The organism is Kitasatospora sp. NPDC051164 (assembly GCF_044455625.1).
Taxonomy (GTDB): domain Bacteria; phylum Actinomycetota; class Actinomycetes; order Streptomycetales; family Streptomycetaceae; genus Kitasatospora.
Genome location: NZ_JBITFB010000016.1, coordinates 105,162 through 119,774, shown reverse-complemented (window position 1 = coordinate 119,774; position 14,613 = coordinate 105,162). Strand labels below are relative to the sequence as shown.

Genomic DNA, 14,613 nt, shown 5'->3' with positions numbered 1-14,613 from the left:
CTGGGGCGTGTGTGGACGCGTGCGGGCAGTCCTCTGCTCGCATTTGTCGACAAGGAGACAATATGCTGAACGCTACCCCTGCTGAGGCACGACCCCCCGCCGAGGCACGACCCCCCGATCCCACGGCGGCCCTCGCCGCCTCCCTCGGGCTGTACGCGGCCGTCGCCCGCGGCGCCTTCCGCCGCTACTCCACCTACCGGGCCGCCACCCTGGCCGGCACCTTCACCAACACCGTCTTCGGCATCATCCTCGCCTCCTCCTTCCTCGCCCTCTGGCAGGCCCGCCCCAACCTCGGCGGCTACGACCAGAGCCAGGCCGTCACCTACATCTGGGTCAGCCAGGCCCTGCTGGTCACCGTCGCCGTGTGGGGCGGCGGCTTCCAGGACGACGTCCAGGACCGCTTCCGCAGCGGAGACATCGCCGTCGACCTCTACCGCCCGGTCGACTTCCAGAGCTGGTGGCTGGCCACCGACCTCGGCCGGGCCGCCTTCCAACTGCTGATCCGCGGCACCGTGCCGCTGCTGGTGGGCGCCCTGGTGTTCCGCATCCGAATGCCCGAACAGCCGCTGACCTGGGCGTTCTTCCTGCTTTCGGTGCTGCTCGCGGTGGTCGTCAGCTTCGGGCTGCGCTTCCTCGTCTCCATCACCGGCTTCTGGCTGCACGACTCGGAAGGCGTGCGCTCGGTGATGCTGGTGGTCTCGATGTTCTTCTCCGGGATGCTGCTGCCGATCGCGCTGTTCCCCGGCTGGCTCGGCGACCTCGGCCGGGTATTGCCCTGGGCGGCGCTGATCAAGGTGCCGACGGACGTCTTCCTGGAGCGCGCCGGCGGCGGCGGGCTGCTCGGCGCGTTCGGCTTCCAGCTCGCCTGGGCGGCCGCGCTGCTCGCCGCCGGGCGCGGCGCGCAGTGGCTGGCGACCCACCGGGTGGTGGTGCAGGGTGGCTGAGCAACTCGTGGACGCGCACCGCGCGGAGGAGCAACTCCCCGACGGGCACCTCCCGGACGGGCATCTCGGGAACGGTCACCTCGGGGACGGGCAGCCGCTCGTGGGGGAGCGCTTCGCGGCCCGCACCGCCTGGGCGGTCCGCTCCTGGTGGCTCTGCGCCCGGATGTGGATGCGCTCGATGATGGCCTACCGGGCCTCCTTCGCGCTGAACCTGCTGGCGAGCCTGGTCACCCACTCCCTCGACTTCGTCGTACTGGTGATCATGTTCCGGCACACCGACCGGCTGGGCGGCTGGAGCCTGCCGGAGATCGCCTTCCTCTACGCCACCGCGACCTTCTCCCTCGGCGTCGCCAACATGCTGGTCGGCTCGGCCGACGGCCTCGGCGCGCGGATCGTCAGCGGCACGCTGGACACCATGCTGATCCGGCCCGCGCCCGCGCTCTCCCAACTGTGCGCCGAACGCTTCTCGCTGCGCCGGCTGGGCCGGCCGCTGCAGGCCGCAGCGGTGCTCGCCTGGTCGCTGACCGCCCTGGACGTGCACTGGACCTGGGACCGGGTGCTGCTGGTGCCCGTCCTGCTGGTCTGCGGCAGCGTCATCTTCGGTGCGATCTACATCGGCGGCGCCACCGTCCAGTTCTGGTGGGGTGAGTCCAAGGAGATCCAGAACTCCTTCACCTACGGCGGCGCGACCCTGCTGCACTACCCGCCGACCATCTTCGCCAAGGAACTGGTCGCCGGGGTGGTCTTCGGCGTCCCGCTGGCCTTCGTCAACTGGCTGCCCGCCCTGCGCATCCTCGACCGGCCCGACCCGCTCGGCCTGCCCACCGCCTTCCAGTACGCCTCCCCGGTCGCCGCCGCCCTCTGCGTCGCCGCCGCCGGGCTCGCCTGGCGCGCCGGGCTGCGCGCCTACCGCGGCACCGGCAGCTGAACCCGCCCCGGTCTGCACCCCTTCCGTCTGTACCCCCCTCCGTCTGGATCCCCCGTCGCCCTTAAGGAGCTTCCATGGCACTGATCGAACTCGAGGACGTCCACCGCAGTTTCACCGTACGGGCCCGCGCCGGCCGGTTCAGCCGCACCAAGCGCGAGGTGCGCGCGGTCGACGGACTCAGCTTCACCGTCGACGCCGGCGAGTGCGTCGGCTACATCGGGCCCAACGGCGCCGGCAAGTCCACCACCATCAAGATGCTCACCGGCATCCTCGTCCCCAGCTCCGGACGGCTGCGCGTCGCCGGGGTCGATCCGGCCCGCCAACGCGTGGCCCTGGCCCGCCGGATCGGCGTCGTCTTCGGGCAGCGCACCACCCTCTGGTGGGACCTCCCGCTGCGCGACTCCTTCGAACTCGCCTGCCGCATCTACCGCATCCCCGACCGGCGGTACCGCGAGAACCTCGACCGCTGTGTCGAACTGCTCGACCTGGGCGGCCTGCTGGACACCCCGGTCCGCCAGCTCTCGCTCGGTCAGCGGATGCGCGGCGACCTCGCCGCCGCGCTGCTGCACGACCCGCAGGTGCTCTACCTGGACGAGCCGACCATCGGCCTGGACGTCGTCAGCAAGGGCAGGGTGCGCGAGTTCCTGCGCGAGGTCAACCGCGACCGGGGCACCACCGTGCTGCTCACCACCCACGACCTGACCGACATCGAGCAGCTCTGCGGCCGCGTCATGGTGATCGACCACGGCCGGGTGGTGTACGACGGCGGGCTGGAAGGCCTGCACGCCACCGGGCGCAGCGAGCGGACACTGGTGGTGGACCTCGCCGAGGCCCGGTCCCCGATCGAGGTGGCCGGGGCCCGGGTGGTCAAGGTCGAGGGGCCGCGCCAGTGGCTGGCCTTCCCGGCGCAGCAGAGCGCCGCGCCGATCGTGGCGGCGGTCGCGGAGCGGTACCCGCTGGTGGACCTGTCGGTGCGCGAGCCGGCCATCGAGGACGTGATCGCCCGGATGTACGCGGAGGTCGCGATCGGCTGAGCGGGGCCGTTCCCCGGGCGGCTCCTCAGGCGGCTTCCCGGGCCGCTCGTCGGGCGGCTCGTCGGGCGGCTCGTCGGGCGGGAGGCCCGTTCTCCCGCCTCCCCGGCTGTCTCCCGCCTCCCGGCCGCCGTGCGTCCGTACGGCGGCCGGGTGCCTGTTCTGGTCCCCGTCGCCGGTGCGGGTGACGGTCGTGACCCCGGGCTTTCGCGCCGAGTTGACCCTGCGTCGCACGCCGCGACCAGGACCGGAGGCCCACCGCCCGATGACCGTACCCGACGTGACCGTGGTGGTCGCGGTCTACAACACCATCCCGTACCTCACTGCCTGCCTGGACTCGCTGGTCGGGCAGTCCCTGGCGCCGGGGCGGCTGGAGGTGGTGGCCGTGGACGACGGCTCCACTGACGGCGGCGGGGAGCTGCTGGAGGAGTACGCGGCCCGCCATCCCGGGTTGTTCCGGGTGGTGCACCAGCCCAACTCGGGCGGCCCGGCGGGCCCGACCAACCGTGGTCTGGCGCTGGCCCGCGGCCGCTACGTGCTGTTCCTCGGCGCCGACGACTGGCTCGGCGAGGAGGCGCTGGAGCGGCTGGTCGCGGCCGCCGACGCCTGGGGCTCGGACGTGGTGGTGCCCAAGCAGGTCGGGGTGAACGGGCGGTTGGTGCCGCAGGGGCTCTTCCACGCCGACGCGGAGTCGGTGGGCTTCGCCGACTCCGCGCTGGCCTGGGCGCTGGGCGACACCAAGCTGTTCCGGCTGGACCTCCTGCGGCGCCACGGGCTGCGCCGCGACGAGGAGTTGAAGGTCTTCTCGGACCAGCCGTTCACCCTGGAGGCCTGCCTGCGGGCGCGCCGGGTGTCCGTCCTCGCCGACTACGACTGCTACTTCCTGGTGCTGCGCGAGGACCTGGGCAACCTCACCGAGCGGGCCGGTGTGCTGGACCGGCTGCGCGGGATCGCCGCGCTCCAGCGGGTGGCCGCCGAGCTCGCCGAGCCCGGTGGGGAGTTGGACGCCCTGCGGGCCCGCAACTTCGCCTGGGACGTGCCGCGCCTGCTGCAGGGCGGATTCCTGCTGCTGGACGACGGGCTGCAGGAGCGGGTCTGCACCGAAGTCGCCCGACTGATCGAGCGGTTCGGCGCCCGCGAGGTGTACCACCGGCTGCCGGCCGCCGCCCGGATGCGGCTCGAACTCGCCGCCGCCGGACGGCCGGAGGCGCTGCGCGACCAGATCCGGTACGAGGCCGCGCACGGCGATCCGCCGGTGGTCGTGGACGGCCGGCGGCACTACGCGGGCTTCCCGGCGTTCCGGGACGCCCGGCTCGGGCTGCCGGACGAACTGTTCCTGCTGCGCGAGGAGCCGCTCGTGCAGGCGGTCCCGCCGCTGAACGCCGCCCAGCAGCTGTGGCGCGGCGCCGTCCCGGCGCAGGTGCGGCGCGGGCTGCGACGCCACCCGGCGTGGCGCCGGCTGGCCAACTCGGTGAACGGAGGACGGGGATGAGCCTGGACGTCGGCGTGGTCGGGCTGGGCAGGTGGGCCTGCCGCCGGCGGTGCAGTTCGCGCTGAAGGGCCACCGGGTGACCGGCGCGGACATCCCGCCCGGCATGGTGGACAGCGACAATCGGGGCGTGTCGCCGTTCCCCCGGGAGGAGGGGCCGGACGAGGCGCTCAGGCAGGTCGTCGACGAGGGCCTGCTCCGGGCCGCCACCGCCGACACCACCGCCACCGCCGCCGCCGGGGCCGGGCCTCGACCGTGCTGCTGGACGGGCGGCGGTGCACGGACCGGGCGCGGTGGGCGGTCGAGGGGGTACGGCGGATCGTGCCGGGCGGGGCGTGAGGGGGCTTGCGGGAGGGCGGGCCGCAGACCCGGGGCGCGTGATCGCGAGGCACGCCCCCGTCCGCGCCGGGCAACGGGCAGACTGGCGGGGTGAGTGACGATGCCTTCAGCGGGACCGGCCCCGGGGTCCGGTTCACCGCGGCCGACGAGCAGAAGAGACGCGGCGTCCGCCGGATGAAGACCATCGCGACCGGCCTGCTGGCCTTCGCGACCCTGGTCTTCGCCCTCTCCACCTGGGCCAAGGCGGCCGGTGCCGGGCCGTGGGCCGGGTACGTGGCGGCCGCCGCCGAGGCGGGCATGGTCGGCGCGATGGCCGACTGGTTCGCGGTGACCGCGCTGTTCCGTCGCCCCTTCGGCCTGCCGATCCCGCACACCGCGATCATCCCGACCAAGAAGGACGCCTTCGGCCGCTCGCTCGGCGACTTCGTCGGCGACAACTTCCTCTCCGGCCAGGTCGTGCGCGGGCGCCTCGCGGCGCTCGGCATCGGCCGCCGGCTGGGGGAGTGGTTGGCCGCGCCGGGCAGCGCGGAGCGGGTCACCAAGGAGGCCTCGGCGGCGCTGCGCGGCCTGCTCGCGGTGCTCCGTGACGACGACGTGCGGGCGGTCGTCGCCGAGGCGGTGACCCGGCGGGCCGCCGCCACCTCGGTGGCCGAGCCGATGGGCCGGATGCTCGGCAAGGTGGTCGCCGACGGGGGCCACCACGGTGTGGTGGACCTGGTCGCCGTCCGGGTGCACGACTGGCTGACCGCCAACCACGAGGACGTGGTGCAGAAGGTCACCCAGAAGACCCCGGGCTGGACGCCCAGGTTCATCGACCACCAGGTCGGCGAGCGGGTCTACAAGGAACTGCTGCGCTTCGTCACCGACATCCGGGACGACCCGGACCACCCGGCCCGCGGCGCCGTCGACAACTTCCTCGCCGACTTCGCGACCGAGCTGCAGACCGACCCGGAGACCATCGCCCGGGTCGAGCGGGCCAAGGGCGAGCTGCTGACCCGCCCCGAGGTGCAGGACCTGATCAACTCCACCTGGGCGGCCGTGCGCACCCTGGTGATGGGCGCGGCCGAGGACGAGGACAGCGAACTGCGCCGGCGCATCCGCGACGGCGTGCGCCGCTTCGGCGAGCGCCTGGCCACCGACCGCAAGCTGCAGGCCAAGGTGGACGGCTGGCTGCAGGACGCCGCGCAGTACCTGGTCGACACCTACCGGGCCGAGATCACCTCGCTGATCTCCGAGACGGTGGCGGCCTGGGACGCCGACGAGGCCTCCCGCAAGATCGAGGCCAACGTCGGCCGCGACCTGCAGTTCATCCGGATCAACGGCACCGTGGTCGGCGCCCTGGCCGGGCTGCTGATCCACACCGCGGCGGTCGCGCTCGGCGGGTGATCGCCCGACCGGGCCCGCCGGCTTGGGCCTATCCTGGGCCGGTGTCCGCGATACGCGCGTAGAAGGCACGGAGAAGGAAGAAGGGAACCACCGTGGTCCAGCCGGACGGAAGTCGGATCGGAAACCCCACCGGGAGCACCGGTAGCACCGGAGGCCCGAGCGGCATCGAGGCGTTCATCGCCGGGATGCCCAAGGCGGAACTGCACGTCCACCACGTCGGCTCGGCCTCGCCGCGCGTCGTCGCCGAACTGGCCGCCCGCCACGCGGGGCAGTCCAAGGTGCCGACCGACCCGGCGGCGCTCGCCGAGTACTTCACCTTCACCGACTTCGCGCACTTCATCGACGTCTACCTGAGCGTCGTGGACCTGGTCCGCGACGCCGAGGACGTCCGGGCGCTCACCTACGGCGTGGCCGAGGACATGGCGCGCCAGAACATCCGATATGCCGAGCTGACCATCACCCCGTACTCCTCGGTCCGGCGCGGCATCCCCGACGTCGCCTTCATGGAGGCGATCGAGGACGCCCGGCTGCGCGCCGAGAAGGAGCTCGGCGTCGTGCTGCGCTGGTGCTTCGACATCCCGGGCGAGGCCGGTCTGGAGTCGGCCGAGGTGACCGCCCGGCTGGCCACCGAGCTGGCCCCCGAGGGCCTGGTCAGCTTCGGCCTGGGCGGCCCGGAGGTCGGCGTGCCGCGCCCGCAGTTCAAGCCGTACTTCGACCGGGCACGGGCGGCCGGCCTGCGCAGCGTCCCGCACGCGGGCGAGACCACCGGGCCGGAGACGGTCTGGGACGCCATCCGGGTGCTGGGCGCCGAGCGCATCGGGCACGGCACCCAGGCGGTCAAGGACCCGGCGCTGGTCGACTACCTGGGTGAGCACCGGATCCCGCTGGAGGTCTGCCCGACCTCCAACATCGCCACCCGGGCCGTGGAGCGGATCGAGGACCACCCGATCAAGCAGATGGTGGACGCGGGCCTGCTGGTGACGGTCAACAGCGACGACCCGCCGATGTTCGGCACCGACCTCAACACCGAGTACGCGGTGGCGGCGCGGCTGCTGGGGCTGGACGAGTCCGGGGTGGCGGCGCTGGCCCGCAACGCGGTCGAGGCCTCCTTCCTGGACCAGGCGGGCAAGAAGCGGCTGGTCGGCGAGATCGACACCTACCTCGCGGGCTGGCAGCGCTGACGCCTTCCCCCGGCTGACGCCTTCCCCCGGCTGACGCCTACCGCCGGCTGACGTCCCCCTCGTGGACCGCCCCGTCGACCCCTGGATCCGCCAGGTCGGCGGGGCGGTTTCCGTTGCGGCGCCGGACCCCTCCGCCCGATGGCGCCAAAGTGGCACCACTAATGCCTCGACATGGCACCATCGCTGTGCCATGCTGAAGCCATGGACCTCACGCCGTACGTCGAAAACCTCCGGAACGAGCTCGCGGTGGCCGCCGCCGCCGGCGGGGACGAAGCCCGGGCGCTGGCCGACCGGCTGACGCTCCCGCTGGAGTCGGCCGTGCGGCTGACCCTGCTCAACGCGCTCTCGGCCGCCATGGGCGAGGTCACCCGCGACCTCGCTCCGGGCTCGGTGGACGTGCGCCTGCGCGGGCTCGACCCCGAGTTCGTGGTGACCGCTCCGCCGGGCTCCGACAGCTTCCACGGCGATGTGCCGGTCATGGCTCCGCCCGTGGTGCCGCCCGTGGTGCCACCCGTGGTGCCGCCGATAGTGCCGCCGGTGGCGCCGGAGTCGGACGAGAGCGGCACGGCGCGGATCAACCTGCGCCTGCCCGCCAACCTCAAGGCCCGGGCGGAGGAGGCCGCCGGACAGGAGGGCCTCTCCCTCAACGCCTGGCTGGTCCGGGCCGTGGCCGGCGCACTGGACGGCGGCCGGCCGGCCGCCGGTGTGGCCGCCGACTCCGGTGCCCGCGCCCCGCGCACCCTCGGCGGCCAGGGCTTCACCGGCTGGGTCCACTGACGCTTCCGCACCACCCGCACCCCCACAGCCTTCGCACCTCCCACAGCCTTCGCACCTTCGACGTCACCCCCGCTCCGACCAGCGGGAACACCCACACGAGCCAAGAGGACGGGACAGCCATGCCTACGTACGAGACCGACGGACCGATCTCCGCTGCCTTCGAGTTCGAGATCGGCGCGGTGTGGATCACCGCCGGCAAGCGCACCGACGCCGTCGTCGAAGTCCGGCCCGCCAACGCGGCCAGGGAGGCGGACGTCAAGGCCGCCGAGCTGACCCAGGTCGACTTCACCGGGGGTCGGCTCACCCTCAAGGGCCCCAAGCAGCGCACCGTCTTCTCCAGCAAGAAGGGCTCGATCGAGGTCCTGGTCGAGCTGCCGGCCGGTTCCCAGGTGCACGCCGACTCCCCGATGGCGGACTTCGTCGCCGAGGGTCCGCTCGGCGACTGCCGACTGAAGACCTCCCTGGGCCGGATCCAGGTCGACCGGGCCGACAGCGTGCGGCTCAAGACCGACATGGGGGACATCCGGCTCGGCGCGGTCGCCGGGGACGCCGAGGTGTCCGGCTCCGGCCGCATCGAGATCGGCACCGTCGGCGGCGTGCTGACGGTCAAGAACAGCAACGGTGACACCGAGATCGACGAGGTGGCCGGCGAGCTCACCGCCAACGCCTCCAACGGCCGGATCCACGTCGGCCGTGCCGGAGCGGGCGTGGACGCCAAGTCGGCCAACGGCCACCTCCGGGTCGGCCGGGTGGTCCGGGGCAAGGTCAGCCTGCAGACCGGCGTCGGGGACGTGGAGGTCGGCATCGCGGAGGGCACGGCGGCCTGGCTCGACGTGCACAGCAAGTTCGGCGGCGTCCGCAACTCCCTCGGCGAGGCGCAGGGCCCGGGCGACGCCCGGGAGACGGTCGAGGTCGTCGGCCGCACCCAGGTCGGCAACGTCGTCATCCGGCGGGCATGATGGCCGCGATCTCGGCGATCGGACTCACCAAGTCCTACGAGGACAAGGCGGTGCTCAAGGGCATCGACCTGGAGATCCAGGCGGGCACCGTGTTCGCCCTGCTCGGGCCGAACGGGGCCGGCAAGACGACCACCGTGCAGATCCTCTCCACCCTCATCCCGGCCGACGGCGGGGTGGCCCGGGTGGCCGGGCACGACGTGGTCGACGAGGCCGACGGGGTGCGGAAGGCGATCGGGGTGACCGGCCAGTTCTCGGCGGTGGACAACCTGCTCACCGCCGAGGAGAACCTGATGCTGATGGCCGACCTCAACCACCTCCGCCGTCGGGAGGGGCGGAGGCGGGCCGAGGATCTGCTGCGGCGTTTCGAACTCACCGAGGCCGCCCGCAAGCCCGTCGCCACCTTCTCCGGTGGTATGCGGCGCAAGCTCGACCTGGCGATGACGCTGGTCGGCGACCCGAAGGTGATCTTCCTCGACGAGCCGACCACCGGACTCGACCCGCGTAGCCGGCGCACGATGTGGGAGATCATCCGGGGGCTGGTCGCCGACCACGGGGTGACGATCTTCCTCACCACCCAGTACCTGGACGAGGCGGACCAACTCGCCGACCGGATAGCCGTCCTGGACGGCGGCCGGATCGTCGCCGAGGGCACGGCCGAGGAGCTGAAGCGATTCGTCCCCGGCGGGCGGATCCGGCTCCGGTTCGCCGACGCCGGCCGACTGGGCGTCGCCGCCGAGCTGTTCGACTACGCCGCCGCCGACCGGGAGTCCCTGTCGCTGGACATCCCGGGGGACAACTCCGTCCTCACGGTGAAGGCCGTGCTGGACACCCTCGACAGCGCGGGCGTCCAAGCGGAGTCGCTGGTCGTCGAGACGGCCGACCTGGACGATGTGTTCCTCACGCTGACCGGGGAGGGCGTGCGATGAGCACGAAGACGAGCATGACGACGAGTACGAGGACGGGCTACGTGGTCAGCGACTCGCTGACCATGCTGCGGCGGAACCTGAAGCGCGCGCAGCGCTATCCGGCGATGACCTTCTCGGTCGTGCTGATGCCGGTGATGATGCTGCTGCTCTTCAACTACGCCTACGGGACCGCGCTGGGCGCCGGCATCGGCGGCGGCAGCTACATCGACTACGTGACGCCGGGGATCCTGCTGATGACGGCGACGGCGGGCTCGGTCGCCACGGCGGTCGGCGTCTGCGTCGACATGACGGAGGGGATCGTCAACCGGTTCCGCACGATGGCGATATCGCGGTCCGCCTTCCTCGCCGGGCACGTGGTCGGAAGCGTGATCCAGACGGTGATCGCGCTGGCGCTGGTGACCGGCGCGGCCTTCGCCATGGGGTTCCGGACGAACGCCGGGCCGCTGGAGTGGCTGGCCGCCGCCGGGCTGCTGATGTTCGTCACCCTCGCCCTGACCTGGATATCGGCAGGCATCGGGCTGGTGTCCAAGACACCGGAGAGCGCCAGCAACACGCCGCTGCCGCTGACCTTCCTGCCCTTCATCGGCAGCGCGATCGTCCCGCCCGACTCCATGCCGACGGTCCTGCGCTGGTTCGCGGAGTACCAGCCCTTCACGCCCGTCATCGAGACGCTGCGCGGTCTGCTGATGGGCACCGAGATCGGCACCAGCGCCTGGAGCGCCCTCGCCTGGTGCACCGGCCTGACGCTGCTCGGCTACCTCTGGTCGCGGAGCGTCTTCCACCGGCGGTGACGGGGGTACGGCCGGTGGATGCGGCCCGGGCGACGGAGCCACCGTCGTCCGGGCCGCACGGCCCATGAGCGCGCCCGTAGTAAAGTCCGGGCAAAGGTTCACCCAGGGGGAGTGCATGGCAGCGGCCGCGCGGCACAGACGAATCGAATGGTGGTTCAGGGGCGCGGCGCTGGTGGCCATCCTGGTGTATCTGATCGGCCATCAGGCGGCGGGCTCGGGCGGTCTGGTGGAGGTCGAACGCTGGCTGAACCACCCGGTGCTGCTGCTCGGGGCCGCAGCGGTGATGCTCATGGTCTCGATGCTGGTGCAGTTCGAGTTCCGTGAGCGGTGGGCGCAGCTCGGCTGCGCCGCCATCGCGTCGCCGCTGATCGTGGTCGCGGTGGCGATCGGAGCCGTCACGTACTTCCTCGGCAGCGAGGGTCGGCTGATGGAGCGCAGGCCCGACCCGGGCAACCCCGAGCACGTCCTGACCGTCACCGACCTCGCCTGGTCGATCGACCCGATCTGCCGCGTGGAGCTGCTGACCGGCAGCGGCTGGACGGCCCGCCACTGGTACCTGGGCACCTGGGACGAGGGCGACGGATTCCTGAGGGCGGAGTGGTCCGGGGTGAACCGGATCACGGTGATCACGGAGCGCGAGGTCCGGGAGTACACCGTGGAACGGGACGGCAAGCCGGGCGAGCCGGAGGTCACGCCCCGGTAGGCGCCGGACTGCGGGGTGGGCCCCCGCGCGGCGCAGCCGCCACGCGGGGGACGGTGCGCGTCAGGTGGTCACCAGCGGTCGATGCCCATGACCTTCGCCGCGTTGTGGATGGCGTTGTAGTGGGGGATCGACATGTCGGACTTCTTCTGGCCTGCCGGCAGGTTCTTGTCCGCCGTTCGGAATTCGTCCCGGGCGGAGGCGAGCAGGCTGGTGCCGTAGGAGACCGGGACGTCGTTCTTGCCGTGGATCGGGTGCGATTTGGCGGCGGTCTGGCTGCCCGCATTGGCGAGGATGCTGCGGGCCTGGTTGTAGGCGTCGGCCTTGACCGTCTTCGGGTTGCGGACCTGCGCCTGCACCCCGGCCACCGGCTGCGCCTGCTCGGCGGCCATGGCGGCGGGGGCGGCGGCGATACCCAGGGCGCCGGCGGCAGCGGCGGCGACGAGGACGTTCCGGAGGATCCTGTCCATGGTGAATCCCTTCGCTAAGGAAATGTCAAAGATTCGTCATCGCATCGGACGTGTGGTCGGTGCGGGTGCGAACGCCTTGGCCACTACCCCGGCCTTCCGCAGCGGAAAACCGCCTTCCGGTCGGGGCGGTTCGGAAGCGCTGCGATCCAGCCGTTTCTCGATCCACGATGGTCGTATCGCCATACTGGCGCGATGGATTCTGAGCTTCTACCCCGACCTCGCCGCCGCCGGGAGCCTGGGCGCCGTCCTGGAGCGGACGGCCGGGTGAGCCGGGACGCGGCCGACCGCTGGGCCGGACTCCGGCTCCTCGACGACGAAGTGCGGTGGGGCGACGTGTCCCTGTGGGCACTGGACCTGCTGCACGGCATCGACCTGCGGGCCGCGCCAGACGGCCCGTACCTGCACGACGAGACGCAGGTGCGGGAGTGGCCGGCGGAGTTGAGGCGCCGCCGGGGCCGATGAGCGACGGGTTCAGGCCGTGGCGGCGGCGACGCGCAGGCGGGTGGCGGAGCGGGACAGCAGCATCGCCGCAGACAGGACCGGGCTGAAGCCCACGGCACACGCGACGAGCACGTTGACCGGGGTCAGCCCGGCGGGGGAGGCGGCGAACGCGGCGAGGGCCAGGGGGGTGGTCAGGACGGGGGCGAGGAGGAGCAGGGTCGCCTGCTTCTTCTGCCGGCGGGTCCACACCTGCGACTTGGTGACGCGGACGGCGGCGGTGACGGCGGCGGCCAGCGCGAGCACGGGCCCGACGACCGGGACCAGGAGCAGCGGGAACGGGAGTACCGCGAGGAGCAGCGTCACGTTCGTCCGGCGGCTGCTCTCCGGCTCGGGGCGGGCCAGGCCGTCCTCGGCGAGTGCGGCATCGGCGATCTGCCGGGGGCTGCCCAGCTGGTCCAGCACCTGGCGGACGGCGGCCTCGTCGGCCACATCGTGGTCGGCCAGGGAGATCTCGATGTGTTCGCGCAGGTCGGCGAGGAGTTCGCGGCGGCGGTCCTCGGGCAGCGGGGCGGTGTAGCGGGTGACCGCGTCGAGGTGGGCGCGGACCAGGGGGTGCTCGATGGGGCTGTTCACGGGTTCTCTCCCGGGTCGAGGACGTGGTCGACGGTTTCGCGGAAGGCGGGCCACAGCGTGGTGAACTCCCGCAGCGCTTCCCGGCCGGTGTCGGTGAGGGTGTAGTAGCGGCGGGACGGCCCGCTGGCCGAGTCCCGCAGGAAGGTGTCGGCGAGCCCGGCGCGGCGCAGCCGGGACAGCAGGGGGTAGATCGTGCCCTGGCTGGTGGCCAGCATGGGGAAGCGGCCGAGTTCCTGCAGCAGCTCGACCCCGTAGCGCGGGCCGTCCTTCAGGAGGGCGAGGACGCAGTACTCCAGCACGCCCTTGCGCAGCTGGGTCGCCACCGGCCCGTCCGGGTTTGTGATGCCAGGTACCATGCATCACAAGGTAGCAGGCGAAGCAAGGTAGCGCAGCGTCTGGGGGCAGACAAAAGCACCGGCCGGACAAGCCGGCCGGTGCAGTAGGGGGATCAGGCGTCGTACTCGCCGTTGCGGATGGCGGAGACGAGGTCGCGCCATTCGGTGGGGGTGAGTTGGGCGATGGCGTCGGGCAGGAGACTGCTGCGGACGTAGACGGCGTCGGGGCCTATGGCCACCTCGGGGCAGCTCGCTCCCTCGCCGCAAGCGTCGGGACGCCTCCAGTTGAGTATTTCCATGGCGCTAGATCTCTTTCTTGATAAGCCTGATGGCATCACGAGACTGGCTCTCAGTAAGTGCCCGCTCGGTCATCGCGTCGATGATGTGGCGGTACTTCTCCATCATTTTCTGCTCGTGAAGGAACACTGGGCCGGTGGTTGTGTCGAGTTGAACAGTGTCAAGGCGGGGCACTGGGCCGCTCGCGTAGACGATGCCTTGACCTGAACCCATGAACCCATCGGTACTGAAGGCGATGACCCGCAACGACACATGGGTAAGTTCCGAGTACTCAAGCAGCTTGTCCATCTGGCGCTTTGCGGAGTCGCGCCCGCCGAAGAGCATGCGTAGGGAAGCTTCGTGAACCAATGCCGAGTAGGGTTCGCCGCCCTCTCTCATCAGATGTGTCGAGCGCTGAACTCGGTGTTCGACGCGAGCTTCTACATGGCGAGGTGCGAGCGGCGGGTAGAGATCGTTGAAGATCGCCCGCCCGTACTCCTCCGTTTGCATGGCGCCTGGGACGTGCGAGATCTGATAAGTGCGCGTTCCCTTGGAGAAGTACTCCATCTCCGCGATGTCCAGGAAGCCGACCGGCACTGAACCCCGGTAGTCCTCCCACCAACCCCTGTGGCGTTCCTCGGCCATGGCTGCGAGTGCCTCTACGAAGGCGTGATCGCTCTCTTCGAAGTCGGAAGCGAGCATGCGTACCCGCTCGGCGCTGATCGGGTACTGCCCCTTCTCGATCTGAGTGATCTTCGTTCGCGCGAACCCGAACAGTGCGGCAGCTTCGGCGGTCGTGCGCCCTGCGCAGTCGCGCATCTTGCGCAGCTCAGTACCGACTCGTTCCTGCCTTGCTGACGGGGTAGTTCGTGGTGGCATGCCCCCAAGCATCCATCGCGATCCCTCGAAGGGTCCAGCAATCCTTCGATCGAGTGAAGGGGTGGGGTAGAAGTACCCCGACATGTACCCCTTATGCCCTACAGTCGGTGATGCACCGATCACCGATG

At 71.6% G+C, this 14,613-nt stretch carries 18 protein-coding genes; 13 read left to right on the top strand and 5 right to left on the bottom strand.

What is annotated here, in order from left to right:
* The first annotated feature begins 62 nt into the window (after nucleotides 1-62).
* The 11 genes from ACIBEC_RS24355 to ACIBEC_RS24305 all read left to right on the top strand — a co-directional run bounded on the left by ACIBEC_RS24355 (nucleotide 63) and on the right by ACIBEC_RS24305 (nucleotide 11,454).
* Nucleotides 63-944 carry an ABC-2 family transporter protein gene (locus tag ACIBEC_RS24355; RefSeq protein WP_360496941.1) on the top strand — a complete coding sequence of 294 codons (882 nt, stop codon included), beginning with the start codon at nucleotides 63-65 and terminating at the stop codon, nucleotides 942-944.
* Nucleotides 937-1,872 (top strand): ABC-2 family transporter protein, encoded by a 936-nt coding sequence (locus tag ACIBEC_RS24350; RefSeq protein WP_360496943.1) that lies wholly within the window; start codon nucleotides 937-939, stop codon nucleotides 1,870-1,872. Before ACIBEC_RS24355 ends, ACIBEC_RS24350 begins: the two co-directional genes overlap by 8 nt.
* Nucleotides 1,873-1,946: 74 nt before the next feature.
* Nucleotides 1,947-2,906, top strand: a complete 960-nt coding sequence (locus tag ACIBEC_RS24345; RefSeq protein WP_360496946.1) for an ATP-binding cassette domain-containing protein — start codon at nucleotides 1,947-1,949, stop codon at nucleotides 2,904-2,906.
* Nucleotides 2,907-3,168: 262 nt separating this feature from the next.
* Entirely contained in the window at nucleotides 3,169-4,395 is a 1,227-nt protein-coding gene (locus tag ACIBEC_RS24340; RefSeq protein ID WP_360496949.1) for a glycosyltransferase family 2 protein, read from the top strand.
* Nucleotides 4,396-4,821: 426 nt separating this feature from the next.
* Nucleotides 4,822-6,117: a DUF445 family protein gene (locus tag ACIBEC_RS24335; protein ID WP_360496952.1), complete on the top strand. Its 1,296-nt coding sequence runs from the start codon at nucleotides 4,822-4,824 to the stop codon at nucleotides 6,115-6,117.
* Between the two features lie 116 nt (nucleotides 6,118-6,233).
* Complete coding sequence (locus ACIBEC_RS24330) at nucleotides 6,234-7,298, top strand: adenosine deaminase (RefSeq protein ID WP_360497245.1); 1,065 nt, start codon at nucleotides 6,234-6,236, stop codon at nucleotides 7,296-7,298.
* Between the two features lie 201 nt (nucleotides 7,299-7,499).
* On the top strand, nucleotides 7,500-8,075 hold the full coding sequence (locus ACIBEC_RS24325; RefSeq protein WP_360496955.1) for a toxin-antitoxin system HicB family antitoxin: 576 nt from the start codon (nucleotides 7,500-7,502) through the stop codon (nucleotides 8,073-8,075).
* Nucleotides 8,076-8,194: 119 nt separating this feature from the next.
* Nucleotides 8,195-9,034 (top strand): DUF4097 family beta strand repeat-containing protein, encoded by an 840-nt coding sequence (locus ACIBEC_RS24320; protein ID WP_360496958.1) that lies wholly within the window; start codon nucleotides 8,195-8,197, stop codon nucleotides 9,032-9,034.
* A complete protein-coding gene (locus tag ACIBEC_RS24315) occupies nucleotides 9,031-9,960 on the top strand; it encodes an ATP-binding cassette domain-containing protein (protein ID WP_360496961.1) in 930 nt (309 codons plus the stop codon). Before ACIBEC_RS24320 ends, ACIBEC_RS24315 begins: the two co-directional genes overlap by 4 nt.
* Nucleotides 9,957-10,751 (top strand): ABC transporter permease, encoded by a 795-nt coding sequence (locus ACIBEC_RS24310; RefSeq protein ID WP_396288835.1) that lies wholly within the window; start codon nucleotides 9,957-9,959, stop codon nucleotides 10,749-10,751. The genes ACIBEC_RS24315 and ACIBEC_RS24310 overlap by 4 nt, the downstream gene beginning before the upstream one ends.
* Nucleotides 10,752-10,866: 115 nt before the next feature.
* Nucleotides 10,867-11,454, top strand: a complete 588-nt coding sequence (locus ACIBEC_RS24305) for a hypothetical protein (protein ID WP_360496964.1) — start codon at nucleotides 10,867-10,869, stop codon at nucleotides 11,452-11,454.
* A gap of 68 nt (nucleotides 11,455-11,522) precedes the next feature.
* Here ACIBEC_RS24305 and ACIBEC_RS24300 read toward each other — a convergent pair whose 3' ends face one another.
* On the bottom strand, nucleotides 11,523-11,921 hold the full coding sequence (locus tag ACIBEC_RS24300) for a hypothetical protein (protein WP_360496967.1): 399 nt from the start codon (nucleotides 11,919-11,921) through the stop codon (nucleotides 11,523-11,525).
* Between ACIBEC_RS24300 and ACIBEC_RS24295 the strand changes: the two genes are divergently transcribed.
* Both ACIBEC_RS24295 and ACIBEC_RS24290 read left to right on the top strand, forming a co-directional pair.
* Nucleotides 11,920-12,189, top strand: coding sequence for a hypothetical protein (locus tag ACIBEC_RS24295; protein WP_360496970.1), 270 nt, complete (start codon nucleotides 11,920-11,922; stop codon nucleotides 12,187-12,189). The two genes, ACIBEC_RS24300 and ACIBEC_RS24295, sit on opposite strands and share 2 nt — an antisense overlap.
* Complete coding sequence (locus tag ACIBEC_RS24290; protein WP_360496973.1) at nucleotides 12,186-12,383, top strand: hypothetical protein; 198 nt, start codon at nucleotides 12,186-12,188, stop codon at nucleotides 12,381-12,383. The genes ACIBEC_RS24295 and ACIBEC_RS24290 overlap by 4 nt, the downstream gene beginning before the upstream one ends.
* Before the next feature lie 9 nt (nucleotides 12,384-12,392).
* Here ACIBEC_RS24290 and ACIBEC_RS24285 read toward each other — a convergent pair whose 3' ends face one another.
* From ACIBEC_RS24285 to ACIBEC_RS24270, 4 genes are all read right to left on the bottom strand, one after another.
* Entirely contained in the window at nucleotides 12,393-12,995 is a 603-nt protein-coding gene (locus tag ACIBEC_RS24285) for an HAAS signaling domain-containing protein (RefSeq protein ID WP_360496976.1), read from the bottom strand.
* On the bottom strand, nucleotides 12,992-13,351 hold the full coding sequence (locus tag ACIBEC_RS24280; RefSeq protein WP_360496979.1) for a PadR family transcriptional regulator: 360 nt from the start codon (nucleotides 13,349-13,351) through the stop codon (nucleotides 12,992-12,994). Before ACIBEC_RS24280 ends, ACIBEC_RS24285 begins: the two co-directional genes overlap by 4 nt.
* 92 nt (nucleotides 13,352-13,443) lie before the next feature.
* The gene (locus ACIBEC_RS24275; protein ID WP_396288831.1) at nucleotides 13,444-13,629 is read right to left on the bottom strand and encodes a DUF397 domain-containing protein; all 186 of its coding nucleotides are present in this window, start codon (nucleotides 13,627-13,629) and stop codon (nucleotides 13,444-13,446) included.
* Between the two features lie 4 nt (nucleotides 13,630-13,633).
* Nucleotides 13,634-14,485 carry a helix-turn-helix domain-containing protein gene (locus ACIBEC_RS24270; protein ID WP_396288829.1) on the bottom strand — a complete coding sequence of 284 codons (852 nt, stop codon included), beginning with the start codon at nucleotides 14,483-14,485 and terminating at the stop codon, nucleotides 13,634-13,636.
* Nucleotides 14,486-14,613 lie beyond the last annotated feature (128 nt).